Origin of the sequence: Kitasatospora xanthocidica, from assembly GCF_014656195.1 — a bacterium.
Classification (GTDB): domain Bacteria; phylum Actinomycetota; class Actinomycetes; order Streptomycetales; family Streptomycetaceae; genus Kitasatospora; species Kitasatospora xanthocidica.
The window spans coordinates 107,167-128,151 of sequence record NZ_BNBY01000002.1; the positions used below are offsets into that span (position 1 = coordinate 107,167).

General features: G+C 75.2%; 13 protein-coding genes and 1 riboswitch. Of the genes, 7 read left to right on the plus strand and 6 right to left on the minus strand.

Annotated features, from left to right (window positions below; genetic code table 11):
• The first annotated feature begins 131 nt into the window (after positions 1-131).
• Positions 132-217, plus strand: a riboswitch (cobalamin riboswitch).
• A gap of 47 nt (positions 218-264) precedes the next feature.
• The 3 genes from IE332_RS03880 to lnt all read left to right on the plus strand — a co-directional run bounded on the left by IE332_RS03880 (position 265) and on the right by lnt (position 5,985).
• On the plus strand, positions 265-537 hold the full coding sequence (locus tag IE332_RS03880; RefSeq protein WP_189913652.1) for a hypothetical protein: 273 nt from the start codon (positions 265-267) through the stop codon (positions 535-537).
• On the plus strand, positions 534-4,160 hold the full coding sequence (cobN, locus tag IE332_RS03885) for a cobaltochelatase subunit CobN (RefSeq protein ID WP_189913653.1): 3,627 nt from the start codon (positions 534-536) through the stop codon (positions 4,158-4,160). Before IE332_RS03880 ends, cobN begins: the two co-directional genes overlap by 4 nt.
• Before the next feature lie 232 nt (positions 4,161-4,392).
• Positions 4,393-5,985: an apolipoprotein N-acyltransferase gene (lnt, locus tag IE332_RS03890; protein WP_189913654.1), complete on the plus strand. Its 1,593-nt coding sequence runs from the start codon at positions 4,393-4,395 to the stop codon at positions 5,983-5,985.
• 29 nt (positions 5,986-6,014) lie between these two features.
• Here the strand turns inward: lnt and IE332_RS03895 are convergent, their stop codons facing one another.
• From IE332_RS03895 to gdhA, 3 genes are all read right to left on the minus strand, one after another.
• Complete coding sequence (locus IE332_RS03895) at positions 6,015-6,779, minus strand: VOC family protein (RefSeq protein ID WP_189913655.1); 765 nt, start codon at positions 6,777-6,779, stop codon at positions 6,015-6,017.
• Positions 6,780-7,000: 221 nt separating this feature from the next.
• A complete protein-coding gene (locus tag IE332_RS03900; RefSeq protein ID WP_189913656.1) occupies positions 7,001-7,873 on the minus strand; it encodes an AraC family transcriptional regulator in 873 nt (290 codons plus the stop codon).
• A 159-nt stretch (positions 7,874-8,032) separates the two neighbouring features.
• On the minus strand, positions 8,033-9,463 hold the full coding sequence (gene gdhA, locus IE332_RS03905; protein WP_189913657.1) for an NADP-specific glutamate dehydrogenase: 1,431 nt from the start codon (positions 9,461-9,463) through the stop codon (positions 8,033-8,035).
• 311 nt (positions 9,464-9,774) lie between these two features.
• On the opposite strand from gdhA, the gene IE332_RS03910 reads away from it, so the two are divergent.
• Complete coding sequence (locus tag IE332_RS03910) at positions 9,775-10,404, plus strand: GTP cyclohydrolase II (RefSeq protein WP_189913658.1); 630 nt, start codon at positions 9,775-9,777, stop codon at positions 10,402-10,404.
• 73 nt (positions 10,405-10,477) lie between these two features.
• Here the strand turns inward: IE332_RS03910 and IE332_RS03915 are convergent, their stop codons facing one another.
• Positions 10,478-11,722, minus strand: coding sequence for a carboxylate--amine ligase (locus IE332_RS03915; RefSeq protein ID WP_189913659.1), 1,245 nt, complete (start codon positions 11,720-11,722; stop codon positions 10,478-10,480).
• A gap of 473 nt (positions 11,723-12,195) precedes the next feature.
• Between IE332_RS03915 and IE332_RS03920 the strand changes: the two genes are divergently transcribed.
• From IE332_RS03920 to IE332_RS03930, 3 genes are all read left to right on the plus strand, one after another.
• Entirely contained in the window at positions 12,196-13,662 is a 1,467-nt protein-coding gene (locus IE332_RS03920; protein ID WP_229928284.1) for an NAD(P)-binding domain-containing protein, read from the plus strand.
• A 15-nt stretch (positions 13,663-13,677) separates the two neighbouring features.
• Positions 13,678-15,588: a glycosyltransferase gene (locus IE332_RS03925; protein ID WP_189913660.1), complete on the plus strand. Its 1,911-nt coding sequence runs from the start codon at positions 13,678-13,680 to the stop codon at positions 15,586-15,588.
• A gap of 86 nt (positions 15,589-15,674) precedes the next feature.
• The gene (locus IE332_RS03930; RefSeq protein ID WP_189913661.1) at positions 15,675-16,025 is read left to right on the plus strand and encodes a hypothetical protein; all 351 of its coding nucleotides are present in this window, start codon (positions 15,675-15,677) and stop codon (positions 16,023-16,025) included.
• Positions 16,026-16,164: 139 nt separating this feature from the next.
• On the opposite strand, the gene IE332_RS03935 is transcribed toward IE332_RS03930, so the two are convergent.
• Complete coding sequence (locus IE332_RS03935) at positions 16,165-19,689, minus strand: protein kinase domain-containing protein (protein ID WP_189913662.1); 3,525 nt, start codon at positions 19,687-19,689, stop codon at positions 16,165-16,167.
• A gap of 260 nt (positions 19,690-19,949) precedes the next feature.
• Positions 19,950-20,891, minus strand: coding sequence for a glycoside hydrolase family 16 protein (locus IE332_RS03940; RefSeq protein WP_189913663.1), 942 nt, complete (start codon positions 20,889-20,891; stop codon positions 19,950-19,952).
• Between the last annotated feature and the right edge of the window lie 94 nt (positions 20,892-20,985).

A 20,985-nucleotide genomic window follows, 5' to 3' on the forward strand; every position in this document is an offset into this window, starting at 1 on the left:
GTCCGGGGCGGTGCGCCGGGCCGCCCGGAGCCCGCGGCCGAAAGCTCACTCTCCCCCAGGTCAGCCGTACCCCGTACGATGCAGGGCGGACGGTCCCGGCGGACCGTCCGCACGCCAGCGACGGCGCAGGGGAGGAAACCGGTGCAAGCCCGGTGCGGTCCCGCCACTGTGACCGCGGTTCACCGGGAGACCGGCCGGCCGCGGGAGCCAGGAACTCCTGCCGTCCTCCACCGGCCCGGGGCGCGGACCCCGAGGAAGGCAGAAATGCACCAGCGCTGTCGCATGCCCGCGCACGCTTCCACGGCTGTCCGCACGGACGCTCCGGCCGCCCCGGCCGTCGTCCGGACCGCACCGGCCGTCACTCCGGCCGCCCGGTCCCGTACCCGGACCGCCGAGGCCGACGTCACGGCCGTCCCGGCCCGCACCAGGGCCACGGTCCAGGCTCGCACCAAGGCCGTCCCGGCCCGCACGACGGCCACCCCGGCCGATTCCACGGCCGTCCTGGCCATCCACGAGGCCGGGAGGGCCTACGCATGATCCTGCTGCTGTCGACGTCCGACACCGACCTGCTGAGCGCCCGTGCCGCCGAGGGCCCGGTGCGCTACCGGCTCGGCAACCCGGCCCGGCTCTCGCCCGAGGACCTGCCCGCGCTGGTGGAGGGCACCGACCTGGTCGTGGTCCGCCTGCTCGGCGGGCGCCGCGCCTGGCAGGAGGGCCTGGACGCACTGCTGGCCGGCCCCCGCCCGGTGGTGGTGCTGACCGGTGAGCAGGCCCCCGACGCCCAGCTGATGGAGCTGTCCACCGTCCCGGCCGGCATCGCCGCCGAGGCGCACGCCTACCTCGCCCACGGCGGCGCGGCCAACCTGGCCGAGCTGGGCGCCTTCCTCTCCGACACCGTGCTGCTGACCGGCCACGGCTTCGCGCCGCCCGCCTCGGCGCCGGCCTGGGGCCCGCTGGAGCGCGAGGCCCGTACGTCCGAGGGTCCGACGGTGGCGGTGCTCTACTACCGCGCCCACCACATGAGCGGCAACACCGCCTTCGTGGAGACGCTCTGCCGGGCGATCGAGGACCAGGGCGCCCAGGCCAGGGCCTACTACTGCGCCTCGCTGCGCGGCGCCGAGCCCGAGCTGCTGGCCGCGCTCGGCGAGGCCGACGCGCTCGTCACCACCGTGCTCGCCGCCGGCGGCACCCGCCCGGCCGACGCGCAGGCCGGCGGCGACGAGGAGGCCTGGGACGCTGGCGCGCTGGCCGCGCTGGACCGCCCGATCCTGCAGGCGCTCTGCCTGACCTGGTCGCGCGCCCAGTGGGAGGCCAGCGACGACGGCCTGTCCCCGCTGGACACCGCCACCCAGGTCGCCGTGCCGGAGTTCGACGGCCGTCTGATCACCGTCCCGTTCTCCTTCAAGGAGCTGGACGAGGACGGTCTGACCGTCTACGCCGCCGACCCGGAGCGCGCCGCCCGGGTGGCCGGCACCGCCGTCAGCCACGCCCGGCTGCGCTACGTCCCGGCCGCCGAGCGCCGCCTGGCGCTGGTGCTGTCCGCGTACCCGACCAAGCACGCCCGGGTCGGCAACGCCGTCGGCCTGGACACCCCGGCCAGCGCCGTCCGCCTGCTGCACCGGCTGCGCGAGGAGGGCATGGACCTCGGCAGCGACCTGCCCGGTCTGGACGACAGCGCCGAGGAGGGACACGAGGGTGACGCGATCATCCACGCCCTGATCGCGGCCGGCGGCTACGACCAGGACTGGCTGACCGAGGACCAGCTGGCCCGCAACCCGGTGCGCATCCCCGCCGCCGACTACCGCCGCTGGTACGCCACGCTGCCGCAGGGGCTGCGCGAGCAGGTCGAGGAGCACTGGGGCCCGGCCCCCGGCGAGCTGTACGTCGACCGCTCGCAGAACCCGGACGGCGACATCGTGCTGGCCGCGATCCGCTCCGGGAACCTGCTGGTCCTGATCCAGCCGCCGCGCGGCTTCGGCGAGAACCCGGTCGCGATCTACCACGACCCGGACCTGCCGCCGAGCCACCACTACCTGGCCGCGTACCGCTGGATCGAGGCCGCGCAGGAGGACGGCGGCTTCGGCGCCCACGCCGTGATCCACCTCGGCAAGCACGGCAACCTGGAGTGGCTGCCCGGCAAGACCGCCGCGCTGTCCGCCGAGTGCGGCCCGGACGCCGTCCTCGGCAACCTCCCGCTGGTCTACCCCTTCCTGGTCAACGACCCGGGCGAGGGCACCCAGGCCAAGCGCCGCGCCCACGCCACCCTGGTCGACCACCTCGTCCCGCCGATGGCCCGCGCCGACTCCTACGGCGACATCGCGCGCCTGGAGCAGCTGCTGGACGAGCACTCCAACATCGCCGCGATGGACCCGGCCAAGCTGCCCGCCATCCGCGCCCAGATCTGGACCCTGATCCAGGCCGCCAAGCTGGACCACGACCTCGGCCTGGACGAGCGCCCCGAGGACGACGGCTTCGACGACTTCCTGCTGCACGTCGACGGCTGGCTCTGCGAGGTCAAGGACGCCCAGATCCGCGACGGCCTGCACGTCCTCGGCCAGGCGCCGGCCGGCACCGACCGGGTCAACATCGTCCTCGCCATCCTGCGCGCCCGGCAGATCTGGGGCGGCGTCAGCGCCCTGCCCGGCCTGCGCGAGGCGCTCGGCCTGGACGAGGCGGCGCTGACCCTGGGCGCCACCGACGCGGCCGAGGCCAAGGCACGCGCCCTGGTCGAGGCCATGGAGGCGGAGGACTGGGCGCCCGAGGCGGTCGAGAAGGTCACCGCCGAGCTGCCGGAGACCGTCCAGGAGGCCGTCCGCCAGGTGCTGGACTTCGCCGCCACCCAGGTGGTGCCGCGGCTGGCCGCCACCACCGACGAGCTGGACGCGGTGCTGCACGCGCTGCGAGGCGGCTTCGTCCCGGCCGGCCCGTCCGGCTCGCCGCTGCGCGGCCTGGTCAACGTGCTGCCGACCGGCCGCAACTTCTACTCCGTCGACCCGAAGGCCGTCCCCAGCAAGCTCGCCTGGGAGACCGGGCAGGCGCTCGCCGCCTCGCTGATCGAGCGGTACACCGCCGACAACGACGGCGCCTACCCGCCCTCGGTCGGACTCTCGCTCTGGGGCACCAGCGCGATGCGCACCGCCGGCGACGACATCGCCGAGGCCTTCGCCCTGCTCGGCGTCCGACCGGTCTGGGACGACGCCTCGCGCCGGGTCACCGGCCTGGAGGCCGTCCCGCTGGAGGAGCTGGGCCGCCCGCGCATCGACGTCACGCTGCGCATCTCCGGCTTCTTCCGCGACGCCTTCCCGCACGTGGTCGCCCTGCTGGACGACGCGGTGCGCCTGGCCGCCGCCCAGGAGGAGGCCGACGAGCAGAACTTCGTCCGCGCCCACGTCCAGGCCGACCTCGCCGTCCACGGCGACGAGCGCAAGGCCACCGTCCGCGTCTTCGGCTCCCGCCCGGGCACGTACGGGGCCGGCCTGCTCCAGCTGATCGACAGCCGCGACTGGCGCACCGACGCCGACCTGGCCGAGGTGTACACGGTCTGGGGCGGCTACGCGTACGGCCGCGGGCTGGACGGCCGGCCGGCCCGCGAGGAGATGGAGACCGCCTACAAGCGGATCACCGTCGCCGCGAAGAACACCGACACCCGCGAGCACGACATCGCCGACTCGGACGACTACTTCCAGTACCACGGCGGCATGGTCGCCACCGTCCGCGCCCTCACCGGCAAGGCGCCGACCGCCTACATCGGCGACTCCACCCGCCCGGAGACCGTCCGCACCCGGACGCTGACCGAGGAGGCCGCCCGGGTCTTCCGCGCCCGTGTGGTCAACCCGCGCTGGATCGAGGCGATGCGCCGGCACGGCTACAAGGGCGCCTTCGAGATGGCCGCGACGGTCGACTACCTGTTCGGCTACGACGCCACCACGGGCGTGGTCGCGGACTGGATGTACGAGAAGCTGACCCAGGAGTACGTGCTCGACCCGGTCAACCGGGAGTTCCTCGCGGGCGCCAACCCGTGGGCGCTGCACGGCATCAGCGAGCGACTGCTGGAGGCGGCGAGCCGCGGGCTGTGGGAGCAGCCGGACCCGGAGCTGATCGCGCAGCTGCAGGCCGCGTTCCTGGAGACCGAGGGGGACCTGGAGGGCGGCGAGGGCTGAGCCGGCTGCCCGGACGGGCGCTCGGGCTGCTGCTCGGGCTGCTGCTCGGACGGGGGGCTCGGACGGGGGGCTCGGACGGTCGCTCGCATCGACCGTCCGGGCACCCGTTCGAGCCGGTCGCCCGGGCACCCGTTCGAAAGGTGGGCCTCCATCTCACTGTTGGTGTTCCCGTAGTCCATTCGGGTGACGGGAGCACTGGTGGCCCACGCCGTCCGGGCGGACAATACGGGGCATGTCGCGGCGCACCGGTCCCACCAGTCCAGCCCTGAGCACGCCTCCCGCGGACCACGCGGAGGGAGCGGAGCGAACCGGGCCACGGGAGCCGCGCGCGCCGCACCGGTACCGGGCCCGGCTCGGGGCGCTCGCGGCCGGGGCGGTACCGGTGCTCGCCTTCCCGGCACCCGGGCAGGCCTGGCTGGCGTGGATCGCGCTCGTCCCCGGGCTGCTGCTGATGCAGCGGGCGCCCGGGGGGCGGGAGGCCGCCGTCCGCGGCTGGTGGTTCGGGGCCGGGTTCATCCTGACCGCGATGTACTGGCTGGTGCCGTCCATCGGCCCCGGGCTCCCGGTGCTCGCGGTGCTGTTCGGGGCGCTCCAGGGCGCCGTCGGGTACACCGTGCACCGGCTGCTGCGCCCGCCGCTGACCACCCGTCGGGCGCTGCTCGCGCTGCTGGTCGTCCCCGCGGTCTGGGTGTCGGCCGAGTACGCGCGCTCCTGGCCGGCCCTCGGCGGGCCGTGGGCGCTGCTCGGCGCCACCCAGTGGCAGCACCCCGCCGTCCTCGGACTGGCCTCGGCGGGCGGGATCTGGCTGGTCAGCGCGGCGGTCGCGACGGTGAACACCGGGGTCCTGATCGCGCTGACCGCGGTGCACTGGCGGCCACGGGCGATCGCGGCCTCGGCCGCGGTGCTCGCGCTGGCCGCCGGCCCGGCGCTGTTCGCCCTGCGCGAGGCGCCGACCGGGGCGGGGGCCGTCACGGTGGCGCTCGTCCAGCCCGGCATCGTGGAGGACCCGCAGGCCCGGTTCGACGCGAGCGCGCGGACCACCGCCGCCCTGGTCGGCCAGCGGATCGACCTCGTGGTGTGGGGCGAGAGCAGCACCACCGCCGACCTGGACCACGACCCGGCCGCGCTCGACGTGCTGCGCGACCTCGCCGCCACCACCGGTGCCCAGGTCATCGCCGGGGAGGACGCCCGCAAGGCCGACGGACGGATCTCCAAGGACGCCGTACTGGTCTCCCCGGCGGGCGTGGTGGACCGCTACCGCAAGATCCGGCTGGTGCCCTTCGGCGAGTACATCCCGCTGCGGCCGGCGCTCGGCTGGATCGCCGGGGTCAGCCGGGCAGCGGGCGAGAACCGGGCGCCCGGCACCGCGTTCCACCTGCTGCCGACCGTCGACCGGACGGGAGCGCCGCTGCCGGTCGGGGCGCTGATCTGCTTCGAGTCGGCCTTCCCCGACATGGCCCGCACCGCCGCGCGGGACGGCGCCCGGGTGCTGGTCTACCAGTCCTCGACCTCGACCTTCCAGCGCACCTGGGCCCCCGAGCAGCACGTCTCGCTGGCCGCGATCCGGGCCGCCGAGACCGGGCGGCCCGCCGTCCAGGCCTCGCTGACCGGGGTGTCGGCGGCCTTCGACGCCCAGGGCCGGGAACTCGCCCGGCTCGGCACCGACAGCACCGGCGCGCTGACCGTCCGGCTGCCGCTCACCGCGCCCGGGACGCTGACCTGGTACGACCGCGTCGGCGACGTGGTCCCGGCCGGGGCCCTGCTGATCACGGCGGGGGCGGCGGTGGCGTCGGTGGGCGCCGCGCGGCGCACGGCGCTCGGCTGAGCCGTCCCGTCGGGCGCCCGGCTCTCCGATCAGCCCTCCGCAGGGACGCTGTAGACGCCGAAGGCGGCGCCCTGGGGATCGCGCAGCACGGCGATCCGCCGTCCGCCCTGCATGGAGTAGGCGGGCATCTGCACGCCCCCGCCGAGGGCCACCGCCCGCTCGACGGTGTTGTCGACGTCGGCGACCGAGAAGTACGGCAGCCAGTGCGGCGGCACCTCCGCCGGGAAGCCCTCGCCCATCACCAGCATGCCGCCGAAGTCCCGGCCGCCCAGGCCCCACTGGGTGTAGCGCTCGGAGGGGGCGACGGACCAGCCGAAGACCGCCGGGTAGAACGCGGTCGAGCCCGCCGGGTCGCGGGTGAGCAGCTCCACCCAGCCGAGCGAGCCGGGCTCGTTGAACATCCCGGAGCCCTCGAAGGCGCGGGGCTGCCAGAGGATGAAGACCGCGTGGGAGCGGTCGGCGGCCACCGCGAAGCGGCCCTGGTCCAGCAGGTCGGTGGGCTCCTTGAGGATGCTGCCGCCGGCTTCCTCGATCCGCGCAGCGGTGGCGTCGGCGTCGGCGACCGCGAAGCTGACCGTCCAGGCCGTCGGCTGCCGTGACGCGTAGCGCGGGGTGATCGCGGCGACCGGCGCGTCCGCCACGAGCATCCGGACGTAGTCGCCGTCCCCGGGGCGGGCGCCGTCGTCCTCGCGCCAGCCGAACAGCTCGCGGTAGAAGGCCCGGGCGGCGGCCGGGTCGGAGGTGCCCAGTTCGACCCAGCAGGGGCCGTCGGTGGTCACGGAGGTCTGCTTCATGGATTCGGTTCTCCAGCTCGGTCTCGGCCCCCGGGCCCTCCCCGCCCAGGATGCGGGGCGGGGAGGGCCGGGGGCGGACGCTGGTGGGCCGAACGGGGCGGCGGAACGGGGGCGGGAGAACGGATGACAGATGACAGATGACAGATGACAGATGATGAAATCTGTCATCTGTCATCTGTTACCCGTCATCTGTTACCCCGTCACCCGTCACCCGTCGCCCGTCAGCGCAGGGCGCGCGCCACCGGGATCCAGAGCTCCGCCTCGGCGTCGGCCGTCCCCGGGACGAAGCGGGTCTGCAGGATCTCCGGGCCCGGCCGGGCCTCGTACGGGTTGGACGGGAACCACTGACTGGCCACGTCCGCCCACATCTCCTGCAACGCCTGCGGGAACGGCCCGGTATTGGTGAACACCGCCCAGGTGCCGGCCGGCACCTCCAGGACGTCCAGGTCCTCCGGGACGTCGGCCCCCTCACGCGCCACCACCGCGTGCCAGTAGTCGAGTTCGGACCCCTCCTCGCGGTTCGGCGAGAAGTCGTCGCTCACCGACACGAGGCCGACCGGGTCCTGACCGGTGAGGGCCGTGATCCGCTCGACGGTCTCCTTGCCGAGGCCCTTGATGAACTCGGCGATCCCCGGGTTGATCCCGTGGTAGATCAGGGTGACCCGGGCCTTCTTGCCGGCGATCCGGAAGTCCGGCTTCTCGACGATGCGGTACTCCATGCTGCTGCTTCCTTCCACGACGAGTCTGAAGGACATCCTGGGTTGGGAGGTGAGCACCGCACCGTCGCGCCGGGCCTCCCCCGGCCCGACCCCGTGCATCGCCCGGAACGCCCGGGCGAAGGCCTCGCCCGAGGTGTACCCGTACCGGATCGCGACGTCGAGCAACGTCCGCTCGCCGTCGAGGACTTCGGCCCCCGCGACGGTCAGCCGCCGACGCCGGACGTACTCCGACAGCGGCATCCCGGCGAGCATCGAGAACAGCCGCCGGAAGTGGTACTCCGACGTCACTGCGATCCGCGCCAGCTCGGTCACGTCGACCTCGCCGTCCAGGTGCCGTTCGATGTGGTCCATCGCCCGGTTCAGGTGTTCCAGCACTCCGACCCCGTCCTTCCTTGCTGATCACCACCGTAGGAAGGACCCACCTTGCCGTACCCGACGATCGGTGCCCGCTCCGGTCGGGTGCCGATCGCCGGGTCAGCCGGGCAGACCAGGCCCTCGGGTCAGCCCCTCGGGCCAAGGCCTCAGACCAGTCCGTCAGACCAGGCCCTGGGCCAGCATCGCGTCCGCGACCAGCTCGAAGCCCGCGATGTTCGCGCCCACCACGTAGTCGCCGGGGTGGCCGTAGCGCTCGGCGGTGGTGAAGCAGGAGTCGTGGATGTGCTTCATGATCCCGGCCAGCCGCTCCTCGGTGCGCTCGAAGGTCCAGGAGTCGCGCGAGGCGTTCTGCTGCATCTCCAGCGCGCTGGTCGCGACGCCGCCCGCGTTGGCCGCCTTGCCCGGGCCGAAGGCGACCCCGGCCTCCTGGAACACCCGCACCGCCTCCGGGGTGGTCGGCATGTTGGCGCCCTCGGCGACCGCGAGCACGCCGCTCCGCACCAGGGCGAGCGCGTCGGCCTCGGTCAGCTCGTTCTGGGTGGCGCAGGGCAGCGCGACCTCGCAGGGCACGCCCCACACCCCGGGCCCCTCGACGAACTTGACGTGACTGCCGCGCAGTTCGGCGTACTCGGAGATCCGGCCGCGGCGGACCTCCTTGACCTCCTTGAGCAGGCCGAGGTCGATGCCCTTCTCGTCCACCACGTAGCCGGAGGAGTCGGAGGCGGTGAGCACCGTCGCGCCGAGCTGCTGCGCCTTCTCGATCGCGTAGAGCGCGACGTTGCCGGACCCGGAGACGACCACCCGGCGCCCGTCCAGACCCCCGCCGCGGCTCCGCAGCATCTCGGCGGTGAACAGCACGCAGCCGTAACCGGTGGCCTCCGTCCTGACCTGCGCGCCGCCCCAGCCCAGGCCCTTTCCGGTGAGCACGCCGGACTCGTAGCGGTTGGTGATCCGCTTGTACTGGCCGAAGAGGTAGCCGATCTCCCGGCCGCCGACGCCGATGTCCCCGGCCGGTACGTCGGTGTGCTCGCCGAGGTGGCGGTGGAGTTCGGTCATGAAGGACTGACAGAACCTCATGATCTCGGCGTCCGAACGGCCCTTGGGGTCGAAGTCGGAGCCACCCTTGCCGCCGCCGATCGACAGTCCGGTGAGCGCGTTCTTGAAGATCTGCTCGAAGCCGAGGAACTTGACGATGCCGAGGTTCACCGAGGGGTGGAAGCGCAGCCCGCCCTTGTACGGGCCGAGGGCGCTGCTGAACTCCACCCGGAAGCCGCGGTTGACGTGGATGCCGCCGGAGTCGTCCGTCCACGGCACCCGGAACATCAACTGCCGCTCGGGCTCGCAGATCCGCTCGATGATCCGGGCGTCGAGGAGTTCGGGCCGGTGGGCGAGGACGGGGGCCAGGGTCTCCAGCACCTCGTGGACGGCCTGGTGGAACTCCGTCTCACCCTTGTTGCGGCGCACGACCTCCGCGAACAGGGCCTCGATCGCGCGCTGTTCGGCGTCGAAGCGGGGCCGGCTCGCGGAGGCGGGGACGGCCCCGGAGGCGGATCCGGGGATGGCTCCGGGGGTGGATTCGGGGCGGCTCATGGGCATCTGATCAAGACCTTCCGTAGTCGTCGGTGGTCGTGCGCGGGGCGTTCCCGTGCCCAGGAAACGGGAGGAAGTCTCCCAGTGTCGACACCGCGCGCCGCCTGGCTTCCACATGTCGGGACGCCGGACGGGAACAGGTGGGGCGGGTGGGGTGTTGTGCGCCTCCGCGGTCGCGTCGGACCCCGGTGGTCCGGCCGTCGACCCAGTTGTTCAAATTGGAACAACCGAGTACGGTCGACATCCGATCCACCCGGATCCCCCGGATTCCACTCCGCCCCGGTCCACCCTCGATCGACGAAGGCTCGCCCATGCCTCAACCCGCCTCCGCCACGGTGCGCTCGCGTGTGCGCATCCCGCTGACCTTCCCCGACGGCTTCCACGCCGAGGCGGAGGTCTTCACCTTCCACGGCCTCGCCGACGGCGCCGAGCACCTGGCGCTCGCCCTCGGCACGGTCCCCGAGGGCGGGACGCCGCTGGTGCGGCTGCACTCCGAGTGCCTCACCGGCGACGTCTTCGGCTCGGACCGCTGCGACTGCGGGCCGCAGCTGCGCGAGTCGGTCGAGCGGATCGGCGAGGCCGGCGGCTACCTGCTCTACCTTCGCCAGGAGGGCCGGGGCATCGGGCTGTACAACAAGCTCGATGCGTACGCCCTGCAGGACTCCGGTTTGGACACGTACGACGCCAACACCGCGCTCGGCCTGCCCGAGGACGGCCGGGACTACACGGCAGCCGCCCAGATGCTCACCACACTCGGCGCCACCGGCATCGACCTGCTGAGCAACAACCCGGACAAGGCCGCCCAGCTGGCCGACCTCGGGATCACCGTGCGGCACCGGGTGCCGACGGGCGTGCACGTGTCGGCGAGCAACGTCCGCTACCTGACGGCGAAGGTGGAGCGGACGGGGCACTCGATCGAGCTGACCCGGCTGGTCGGCTGACCGGGCTGACGCGGTCGGCCCCGCCAGCCCGGCTGATCGAAGGTGCGGGCGGCGCGGTCCGGGCCCAGCGGCGTCAGCCGAGGGCGCGGCGGAGCCTGCGGCCGACGGCCGCGCCGAACCAGAGCACTTCCGCGGCGGCCGGGGCCGGGTCGTCCCGGGCGAGCCAGGAGCGCTCGGTGCCGCGTCGGGGGCGCAGGTCGGGCGGGATCCGCCGTTCGTGCCAGGCGCTGACCAGGGCGGACGGCAGGTCGAGCTGCCCGACGGCGAAGCCGCGCTCCAGTTGCGGACCGGGCGGGACGGGGCGCCCGGTGAGGCCAAGGTGGAGGGCCCGGACCACGTCGACGCCGTCCACCGACTCGAAGGCGCGGAACTGGGCGCCGGTGCGCGGGTTGAAGTCGACCAGCAGGTACCGGCCGTCGCGCAGGTCGCGGCGCCAGTCGAGGTCGGCGACGCCCCGGTAGCCGATCGCGCGGCAGAACCCCAGTGCCAGGGCGGCGAGTTCGGGGTTGGGCACGGCGCGCGCCCGGGTGGTCACCCCGGAGTACGGGGGCCAGGAGCGCACCTTCCGACCGGTGAACACGGTGTCCGGCGCCGCCCCGGCGCTGCCGTCCGAACCGATCCAGAGATGGCTTATCCAGTCCTCGCAGCGCTCCTTCGGCAGGTACTCCTGGAGCAGCACCGAGGGCCGTCCGTCCGGCGGCAGGAGGGCGCGCAGGGCGGCCTCGTCCGGGACCACCGTGGTGTGACGGACGACCGGGTGGCGCAGCCTGGTCCAGGCTTCCAGGTTCTTCAGCACGACCGGGTAGCCCCAGTGCCGGGCGGTGGCGAGCAGTTCGTCCCGGGAGCCGGGCGCCAGGGCGCGCGGGGTGGGGACGCCGTGCCGGGTGCAGAGCCGGTGCAGGCCCGCCTTGCTGGCGAGTTCGCGCGGCAGGGCGGGCGGCACCGGCGGCAGCAGGAACCGGTCGGCGAGCGCCTCCGCGTGCTCGGCGAGCAGGACGGCCCCCTCGTCGTCGGTGGCGACGGCGACGGCGGGCCGGCCGATGGCCCGCCCGGCCTCCCGGATCCGCTCGACCAGTTCGGCCGGATCCTCCAGACCGGTGCTGGGGAGGACGAAGCCGCGGGTCAGGTACCGGGAGACGGCGGCCGGCGTGCGCGGGTGTTCGACCATCGCGTACACCGGCACGCCGAGGCGGCCGAGGGTGCGGATCACGCCGAGGCCGCCCGGGTGCTCGGGGTAGTGGCCGACCTTGACCAGCAGGGCCGGGACGGTCCGGTCCGGATCGAGCGGGTGCGGCGGCGGGTGGCGGTGGTCCGGCATGGTGGGGGCCTCGTAGCGGCTGGCGGGCGGGGCTGCGGAGGGGGCGGGGCGAGCGAGGTGGGGGCCGTACGGCGGACCCGGGTACCGGGCGCCGGGTCACCTTCCATTCTGGCCCCGCGCGCTCGGTCCGGCCCCGGCGACACGGGCCGCAGACGGACGGGCCACGGGCGGCGTACGGGCCGGAGACGGACGGAGCCCGAACGACGTACGGGCCGGGGTACGGGCAGCGTACGGGCCGGGGACGCGCGCGGTGAGGCGGCCGACGATGGACGCCCGGGCCGGGGCGGTCGAAGGGGCGGCACGTCGGCGAGCACGCAGAGCGACCGGCCGACCATCCGCTTCGGACTGTCGCCGAGGGCCGTCCGGGTGCAATCTGGGACGGGGGGCTCGGCCCTAGGAGGACGTGTCATGCCGTCGACCCGAGCAGCCCCGCCCGGCCCTCCGCACGCCCACCCGTGGCGAGGGGGGCCGACGTGAACGGGCCGGCCGACGCCACCGGGCCGACCGACGCGAACGGCCCGGCCGACCGGGCGGCAGAGGGCACCGGATCCGCACCGGCCACCGGATCCACACCGATCGCCGGGGACGTTCCGGTCACCGGGGACGTACCAGTCACCGGGGACGTTCCGGTCACCGTGATCGGCGCCGGACCGTACGGCCTGGCCGTCGCCGCCCACCTGAGCCGCCGCGGCACCGCCTTCCGGGTCCTCGGCGAGCCGATGGGCAGCTGGCGCGACCGGATGCCCGCCGGGATGTACCTCAAGTCCACTCCGCGCGCCTCCTCCATCTCCGACCCGGGCCGCCGGCACCGGCTGGAGGACTTCCGCGCACAGGAGGGGCGGCCGCCCGGCGGCGACCGGGAGCCGGTGCCGGTCGAGGAGTTCATCCGCTACGGGGAGTGGTTCCAGCGGCGCTGCGTGCCGCAGCTGGAGCGGACGGCGGTACGGGCGGTGGCGGCGGACGGCCGGCGGTTCCGGATCGGCCTGGCGGACGGCACCGAGTTCGGCACCGCCGCCGTGGTGCTGGCGACCGGGCTCGGGCCCTACACATACGTGCCGGTCGAGTTCGCCGGCCTGGCGGCGGACGGGCTGCTCTCGCACACGGCCGACCACCACGACCTCACCCGGTTCGCCGGGCGGCGGGTCGCGGTGGTCGGGGCCGGGCAGTCCGCGTTGGAGAGCGCGGCGCTGCTCGCCGAGGCGGGCGCCGAGCCGACCGTGGTGGCGCGCACCCGCCACCTGCTGTTCGGCGAGCCACCGGACACCGACCTGCCCGCCGAGCGGCCGCTGCCCGAGCGGATCGTCAAGCCAGGTTCGACCCTCGGCCCCGGCTGGTCGCTGTCCGCCTTCGCCACCGTGCCGTGGGCCTTCCGCCACCTGCCGGACCGGACCCGGTTGCGGCTCGTCCGGGAGGTACTGGGACCGTCCGGCGCCTGGTGGCTCCGGGACCGCGTGGAGGGCCGCCTCGCCCTGCTCGCCGGGCACCGGATCGAACGGATCCGGCCGACCGACGGCGGCGTCCGACTGGAGCTGCACGGGCCTCCCGGCGGCACCCGTGTCCTGGACGTCGACCACGTGCTGGCCGCCACCGGCTACCGGGTGGACGTCGACCGGCTCGCCCTGCTCGGGCCCGAACTGCGGCGGGCCGTCCGGCGGGTGGCCGGATCGCCCCGGCTGACCGGCGGGTTCGAGTCCTCCGTACCCGGGCTGTACTTCACCGGGCTGTCCGCCGCCGCGACCTTCGGACCGGTGCTGCGCTTCGTCGCCGGTACGGGCTTCGCGGCCGGCCGGCTCGGCGCGGCCCTGGCGGGTTCGGCGCGCGGCCGGGCGATCCCGGTCCGCACGGGGGCAGCCGCGACGGCCGCCCCGACCACCGCAGGCCCGAACACGGCCGCGGGCCCTGACACCGCGGGCCCGGACACGACACCGGCGCGCGACTGAGGGGAGACGACCGCGATGGCCCGCCCGCCCGAACCGCACCCGGACCACCGTGGACCGGCCCTGACCGCGTCCCCCTCCCCCACATCCCGGGACGTCCTCCCCCCGCCTCCCGCACCGGCCCCGGACCACCTCACCGCGCGCCTCCTGGCCCGCGTCCTGCTCCCGGCCGCGCTGGCCCTCTGGCTGGTCTCGCTGCACCACGTCCGCCTGGACCGGATGGGCGACCTCGGACTCATCGAGGCCCTGCCCTGGACCTTCTGGGCCGCCGCCGCGACCCTCACCCTCGGCTTCGCCGCCGCCCTGCGCGACCGCCGCACCCCCGGCTGGCTCTACACCGGCTACCTGCTCTCCCTGATCGCCGTCCTGCACGCCAGCACCCCGCTCGTCTACTCCCAGCTCAGCAACGCCTGGGCGTGGAAGCACGTGTCGATGGTCGACGTGCTGCTGCGCGCCGGAGGCCTGCCCACCGCCAACGACCACGGGCTGGACGTCTACAGCCAGTGGCCCGGCTTCTTCGCGGTCAACGGCCTCCTGGTCAAGGCCACCGGGATCCACTCCGCGCTCTCCTACGCCCCGTACGCGCCGCCGCTGGCCGACGCGCTGCTGCTCGGACCGCTGGTGATGCTCTACCGGACCTTCTCCCGCAGCCGGCGGCTGGTCTGGGCGGGGGCCTGGGTGTTCTACTGCTGCTTCTGGGTGACGCAGGACTACTTCGCCCCGCAGACCTTCACCTTCGTGCTGTACGTCGCGGTGATCGCCACCGTGGTGCGCTGCCTGCCCAGGGCCGGGCCGCGCGGGCGCTCCCCCACCCGGGACGGACCCCCCGGCCGGGGCGCCCACGCCCTGCACCGGCCCCGATGGCCCACCTTCCCGCCCGTCGGAGTGCGCTGGACCCTGCTGGTCCTGCTGCTGCCGGTCGCCGCGATCGTCTGCTCGCACCCGTTGACGCCGCTGATGCTGGTGGTCAGCCTGACCGCGCTCGCCCTCCCCCGGCGCAACCGGCCGGTCGTCCTGCCCCTGCTGCTCGCCACCGTGCTGCTCACCGCCGCCTGGGACCTCACCGTCGCCCGGCCGTTCCTGTCCGCGAACATCGCCACCATGGTGCACGGGCTCACCCAGCCCGGCGGCAACGCCGGAGCCGGGCTCATCAACCTGTCGCTCGCCTCCCGCGGACAGCAGCTGGTGGCCTGGACCGACCGCACCCTCTCCGCCGCGGTCTGGCTGCTCGCGCTGGCCGCGCTGATCCGCCGCCCCTCGCTGCGGCGCACCGCGCTGCCGCTGCTCGCGGTGGCGCCGGTGGTACTGCTGGTCGCCAACAGCTACGACGGCGAAATGCTGTTCCGTGCCTACATGTTCGGACTCCCGGCGACGGCCTTCGGCACCGCCGCGATGCTCCTCGGAGCGGGCCGGCGGGCCCGGTTCGCCCTCGCCCGGGCCGGCCGGACCGTCGCCGTGCCGGTGCTGCTGGCCACCCTGTTCGCCGGGTTCTCACTGAGCTACTACGGCAAGGAGTACGCGCTCTACTTCACCCAGGCCGAGACCCAGGCGTCCGTCTGGATGTTCCAGCACGCCCCGCCCGGCTCGACGATCGTCGGCGTCACCGAGGACTTCCCCGGCGGCTACACCTCCTACGACAAGTACGGGCGGGTGTGGATCAACATGCAGGGCGAGTGGGCCCGGCGCGGCTTCGCCGTCGACCCGGCGGGGACGCTCGACACCCTGGTCGGCGACCAGCCCCGGCACGTCTACCTGATGCTCAACAAGGCGCAGGCGGGCCGGGTGCACGCCACCGGGCTGCTGTCGGTCGGGCTGCCGCAGATCCAGGCCGAGCTCGCGGACAACTCGCAGTTCACCGTGCTCTACCGGAACCAGGACGCCACGGTGTACGAGTTCACGCCGTCCGTCGCCGCCGGGCGGTCGCCATGACCGGGCGCGGGGCTGGACACGGGGCCGGACACCGGGGCGCGCGCGGGCCGGGACCGTGGGCGGGCGTCGCCGTCCGGCGGGCGGACGTGACGGGGCGGCTCGCGCTGGCGGCGGCGGCCTGGCTGCCCGTGCTGGCCCTGCTGCTCCCGGCCGGCGCCCCGCTGCGGATCGCGGTGATCATCGGCGTCGGGCTGGTGCTCCCCGGATTCCCGATAGTCCGCCGGCTGCCGCCCGAGCACCGCGCCGCCGATCGCGCCCCGGCGGCGCGTCGGCTTCGGCTGGGCGTCCTGAGCGTCGCCGTCAGCCTGGGGTGCGCGACGGTCGTCGCCGAGTCGCTGTTCCTCACCCACCACCTCACGCCGGGGCTCGCCCTCGTCGTGCTGGCCGGCCTCGGGACAGTGGCAGCACTCGCGCCCGGCGGGGCGGGGCGGGGCTGAGGAGTGACGGCGAACAGATGACAGGTGACAGATGACAGCGAACAGATTTCAGATTTCAACATCTGTTATCTGTTCGCTGTCATCTGTTCGCCGCCGCCCGGCTGCCCCGCCCCCCGGCCACCCCGTCGGCCCGCGGCGCTCAGCCCGCCGACCGCCACCGGACGGTCCGCAGCGTCCCGTACGCCGCGAGCGGGAGCGCGACCAGCAGCGCCGCCCAGAAGGCCCCGTGCCCCCACAGCTCGGCGAACCACCCGAACTGCCCCTGGAACACCGGGATCCGCAGCGCCTCGATCGGCCCGAGCGGCCCGGGCCAGGAGCCCAGCACCAGCGCGGCCAGGATCCAGCCGACCAGCAGGACCCGGGCGGTGACCGGCGTCCCCAGGGTGCTCGCGAGCGAGGCGACCGCCAGCAGCACGACGAACCCGGCCTGGTAGGCCGCGCCGGCCTGTCCGGTCCCCCAGGAGTCCGGCGTCGGGTGGTGCCCGGTGGCCGCCAGCCGTACCTCGACCGCGCCCCACAGCAGCAGCACCAGCACCCCGGTGCTGCCGAGCGCGAACAGCACCCGGTCGCGGACGCCCTCGCCACCCGTCCGCCACCGCTTGCCGTCCGGCCGCACCCGCCCGGCCGTGCCGTGCCCGTCGAGCCGCCGCCAGGCCTCCCGGACCTGCCGCCGCGCCTCGTGCGCGGGCTTGAGCAGTCGGCCGGCCGCCCGCTCGATCAGGGTGAACGACACCACGATCGCCACCACCGCCGCGATGCCGGCCCAACTGCCCATCCCACCCTCGAACATGACCACCCGCTCGGCCACCGGCTTCGGCGCCTCCACGGCCGTCATCGGCGGCCCCAGCCGTAGGTAGCCGATGGCGAAGGCCCCGATGCCGGTCAGCGCCGCGGTGCCGAAGCCGACCCGGGCCGGGAAGAAGGCGAGGACGGCCGCTGCCACCAGCGCCGCCCCGAGTTGCCCGACGACCTGCTGCGCCGCGTGTTCGCCGGCCTTCTTCAGCGGGCCTCCGAACGCCTCGTCCGGCGAGATCTTGAGCTGGACCCCGGCCTCGATCGGGTAGCGGAACACCGCCCCCGCCCAGAGCAGCAGCCCGAAGGCGAGGAGCAGGAGCAGCACGGCGCCCGTCCGGCGCGGCAGGGCGGTGCGGGCGTGCGGCCACCACGCCCGCACCCGGGCCGGCCAGTCCACCGGCGTCCGCTCCCGCCGCCCCTGCCACGGCCGGGCCTGCCACAGCCGCCCGAGCCGCCCGTCCCGGCCGGTCCCGCCCTGTCGGCTCTCGGTGGCGGACTGTTCGGCCCGGCCCCGGCCGCGCGGGCGCAGCGCGACGGCGGCGACCAGCGCCGCCCGCCCGGCATCCTCCCCCGGGTCGGCCCGCACCGCCCGCCGCCGCAGCGCCGACCAGCGGCGCCGGACCGCGTCCGGGGCGGCGACGGGATCGGGCGCGGGCCTCCGGGCCGCCGAGCGTACGGCGGTGCGCAGGCCGGCGCCGGCGGCCAGGGCGCCGTCCACCACCACCGCCGCGACCAGGGCGGCGAGTTCCGAGACCCGCTCGGGCAGCGGCAGCCGGTGCAGGGCGGCGGGCAGCGGCGAGATCCGGCCGAGCAGCCGGTCGCCCTCCTCGGGGCGGATGCTCAGCCACACCGCGACCCGGTGCGCCTCCTCGCGTTCCTGCGAGCTCAGCCCGTCGCCGCCCCGCCGGCCGCCGCCGACGACGCGTGCCGCGCGGTCCACCTCGGCCAGGACGTCGGGCAGTCCGGCCAGGGCGAGCAGCCGCGAGCAGTGCTCGCCGGAGCATTCGGGGTGGAAGCAGTCGTAGCGGGCGGCGACGGCCGGGGCGCCGGTCCTGACCAGGTCGTCGATGAAGGCGGCGCCGTCCGCCTCGGTGGCGATGCGTTCCAGTCCGGGGGTGTCGATCGGGCGGTCGAGGTAGCACGGGGTGGCGGAGGGGGCGAACGCGGCACCGAAGGCGAGCAGTGCGAGGGCGGCGACGGCGTCCCGCCGGGAGCCGGGGGCGCGGGCCACGTCGGTGAGGTAGTGCAGGTCGAAGAGGTTGTCCTGGACGTCGTCGCGGAGCCAGTCGCGCAGCCGTTCCGCGCCTCCGGCGGAGAGCCAGCGGGCGGCGTCGCCGGAGCGCCGGAGCAGGACCTCGGCGAGCTTGGCCGGGTCGGTGAAGGGGGCTCCGAAGAAGGTGACCGGCCGGTGCGTGGGTCGCCCGCCGTCCGGCTGGGCCTGCCGCCGGACCACCGCGGGGCTGCCGCCGGCCAGCCAGCTGCGGACCTGCGAGGCGGTCCAGCGGTCGTCCGGGTTCTTGGTGAACAGCCCTTGGAGCAGCAGCAGTTGGCGCTGGTCCGCGACGGCGGTCAGGTCGACCTCCTCGCCCAGGACGAGTTCCAGCTGCAGCGCCTCGTCGCTGATCAGCAGGCCGTCCGCGCCGAGGAAGCGGGGGCGGCCGACGAACAGCTCGTACAGGACGTTGCCGAGCGCCCACCAGGGGCCGGCCTCGTGGTTGCGGCCGGCCAGCTGCTCGGGGGCCATGTAGGGGATGGTGACGATGGTCTCGGGCGTGAAGCGGCGGCTGGCGGTGAGCCGGGCGACGCCGCCGAAGTCGGCGATCACGAACTCGCCGGGCGGACGGCCGGGGCGCACCAGGATGTTGGCCGGCTTGAAGTCCAGCGGGTTGCGCTCGATCCGCCGCTGCCAGAAGTCGAGCAGGGCGACGAGCTCGTAGACGATCCGCTCGGCCTCCCGGCGGTCGCCGGACCGGCCGCCGCGGCGCAGGCCGGCGAAGTGGTCGGCGAGGGTGACCGGCAGGTACTCCATGGCCACCCAGTCGAGTTCGCCGCCGTGGTGGCCGACCCGGCCGAAGTCGACGATGTGCGGGACGTGCCGGCGGTAGTCGTCGTTGCGCAGGTGGGCGAGCAGGTCGGCGTCCATGGACTGGCCGGCGACCGCGACCTTGACCGCGGCCTCGCCGCCCCCGTCGGTGCGCCGGACGTGCCAGACGGTGCCCTCGGTGCCGGAACCGGCCACGGCCTGCGGCGTGAAGCGCGCCCGCAGGGCGTCCGGGAAGACGCTGGTGAACCGTCCACCGGACGCGCCGCCCCGGGCACCCCCGGCACCGGTGACGCCTTCGCCGCGCGTGGCCCCTCCACCGCGCGAGACCCCCTCGCCGCTCGTGACCCCTCCGCCGCCGGCCGTCCCGCCGCCGCCCCGGCTGGGCCCGGGCCCGACCTTGGCGGCCCAGGACGGTCCGTCGGAGCGCCCGGCGCCCGCCCGGCGGTGGACCTTGGTCGGGGCGTCCGGGTCGAACCGGTTCCCGCCGTCCGGTGCGCCCCGCTGGATCCTGGTCGGGGCCTCCGGGTCGAAGTGGGCGCCGCCCTCCGGTGTGCCCCGCTCGACCCGAGTGAGCGCCTCCGGATCGGAGCCGCCGCCGTCCGGTGTCCGCCGGGTCGCGGCCTCGGGATCCACCCGGGTGCCCGGGACCGGCCCGAGCCGGGACGGCCGGTCCGGGACGACGCCGAGGCGCCGCCGCCACGGCCGCCGGTCCACCGTGGTCCGGGGCTCGGGGGGTCGGGACCCGGGCCGGGGGTCGCCCCCGGCCTCCGACCGGCGGCCCGGTCGACCGCCGTCGTCCGCCCCCGCGTCCTCCGGTGTGGCCATGCTGGCGCTCCCCTCCCCGCTTCCCGGGCCCGGCGCGGGGGCCTCCCCACGCACGTGCCGGTCCGGGTGGTCCGATTTTGACGCGCCATCATCCCGCATGGCGAGCGGTGGTGTCGGACGCTTTTCCGGAACGCTGCCAAGCGGTTGCACGACCGCCGCCGGACGCGTCCGACCAGCCCGCTCCGGCCCCGCCCGGACGCGCCCCGGGACCTGCCCCAGACGACCCCCGGACCGGCCCCTGACGGACCCGGAGCACCCCGCTACCGCTGCCAGACCCGGACGTAGTCGACCTGGAGCGTGGCCGGCACGGCGGTGGGCCCCCCGATGCTGGGCTGGACGGCGTTGTCGATCATCAGCCACATCGGCGCCGAGGTGACGCCCGCGGTGATGGTGGCGACCAGGACGCCGTCCCGGTAGTAGTCGACCCGCCCCGGCTGCCAGTCGCTGCCGAAGACGTGCCAGCCGGTGAGGTCGCTGTCCGCGCAGGAGCCGGTGGAGGCGATGTCCGAGTTGAAGTACGAGCAGACCCGGCCGTGCAGGCCCTCCATCACGTCGTTCTCGCCGCCCGCCGGCCAGTCGGCGCCGACGCTCCAGAAGGCGGGCCAGTTGGCGACCACGCCGGGCGCGGCGGCGGGCACGTCGATCCGGGCCTCCATCGCGCCGTGGGCGAAGGAGAACTTGCCCTTGCTGTTGACCATGCCGGAGACGTACGGGAGGGTCCGGCCGCCGCAGCTCTGCTGCTTCGCCACGGCGGTGATCCGCAGCAGGCCGTCGCGGACGGAGACCTGGGAGGCGTCGTAGCAGTCGAGTTCCTTGGTGTTGACGGGCGCGGTCACGCCGTCGGGGTGCGCGGCGTCAGGGCTGCCGGTGGACCACTTGGCCCGGTCGAGCGAGCCGCCGTCGAACTCGTCCTCGAACACCAGGTGCCAGTCGCCGGGGATGCCGGTCGGCATCGCGGCCGCCGCCAGCTGCGTGGGGACAGCGGACGGGCTCGCCACCCCGGGCGCGGCTCCCCCGCCGCCCCCGCCGGAGCACCCGGCGAGGGCGACGAGCAGCAGCAGGGCGGCCGCCGGCGCGCCCCGGCGGCCGAACCGGCCGGGCCGGGTACGGCGGCGCGGCGGCCGGGCCGGGGCCTGCCGGGCGGGGTCCTGCCGGGCGGGGCGGCGCGGCGGCGTGCGGCGGCGTTCCATGGCGACGGGCACCTCCTCACCTCGCCTGATCAGGGTTCCACCGCGGGCCCGCCCCCGCATCCGGTGCCCCCGAGGCCCTGCCGCCCTCGTACGGGGCCCAGGGCCG